Source organism: Paraburkholderia sp. GAS82 (genome assembly GCF_050436285.1).
In the GTDB taxonomy this organism is placed as follows: Bacteria; Pseudomonadota; Gammaproteobacteria; order Burkholderiales; family Burkholderiaceae; genus Paraburkholderia; species Paraburkholderia phenazinium_B.
This window is the reverse complement of record NZ_JBNDLX010000030.1, coordinates 1-1,251: the sequence shown is the minus strand read 5'-3', so window position 1 is coordinate 1,251 and position 1,251 is coordinate 1. Positions and strand designations below refer to the sequence as shown.

The 1,251-nt window shown below is 60.3% G+C and carries 1 protein-coding gene; it reads right to left on the bottom strand.

The window, feature by feature from the left end; translation table 11 throughout:
- Positions 1-1,251: amidohydrolase family protein (locus tag P3T17_RS37500; RefSeq protein WP_429289460.1), on the bottom strand; the 1,251-nt coding region annotated here is incomplete at its 5' end.

The window sequence follows — 1,251 nt, the reverse complement described above, 5'->3', positions numbered from 1 at the left end:
CTACATGCCGGGTGTCGGGATGAGCCGCTTGTAGTAGACCCCGTCCTTCATCACGACCTTGATGTTGTCGCGGTCCTGGAGAAGCTTGATGTTCTCGACCGGATCGCCATCGACGAGCAGCAGGTCGGCGAGGTAGCCATCGCTGACGAGACCGAGGTTCGGGATATCCATGATTTCGCCACCCCATTTCGTGGCGGCCATCAGGGCATCGGCCGGCGTGAAGCCAAGAATGTTGACGAAGTGCTCAAGGTCGCGTGCGTTGGTGCCGATCGGATTCCATGCGAACCCGTAGTCGCCGCCCGGGAGAACCCGCAGGCCGCGTTTCCTGAGTTCGCCGTACACCTTCGGGCATTGCTCGATCATGGTGAAGAGCTCGCTCTTTTCGACAAACTCCCGGGTGATGCCCCACGGCTCTGCCTCGTACGCGGTTGCGTAAATCACGCCAATGGCCGGCGCGAGAAACACGCTGTCGCGCTTCGCCTCGAGCAGGTCGTACGTTTCACCCTCGATGAAATCGCAGTGATAGATAACGCGGAAGTCATACTTCAGGGCAAGCTTCACGGCCGCATCCGCACGGGCATGACACGATAGCCAGGCGCCGCGCATATGGGCCTCTTCCGCGGCGGCGGCGACCTCTGCCTCCGTATAGGAAAGCCGGCGGGCGAACCCCTGACGTCCAGCAAACATGTCACCCGAGATGTTCATCTTGATGGTGTCGACACCCTCGCGAATCAGTGTCCTGACCGTTCGCCGGATTTCATCGGGGCCGTCTGCAATCAGTTCGAAGCCCTGGTGGTTCGTGTGGTATTGACGTTCGTCCCCAAGACCTCCTGTTGCGGTGAGTTCAGGCGAAGCGGCCCGCATGCGCGGCCCGGGGAATTTTCCCGCGTCGATGGCGTCGCGAAGCACCGCTTCGAGCCGGAACTTCGCCGAAGCCGCCGAGTACAGACTGGTGAAGCCCGAGTCCAGCATCAGCTTGACGTTCTGCAGCGCGAGGATGGTGTGTTCTTCAATCGGAATCAGGCCAAGTTCACTGAACTGTGCCATGTTGCTGTAGGTGACGTGAGCGTGCGCTTCGACGAGGCCTGGCATCAGCGTCATGCCTTTGCCGTCGATGACGTCGTAGTAGGATTCACGCGGAATCCCGCCATTGCCGCGAGCCACGGCGCGGATCAGATTGCCATCGACAAGCGCTTCGCCCACGAACGTTGGTGCACCCGTGCCGTCGAAAATCTTCACATTGGTAAAAAG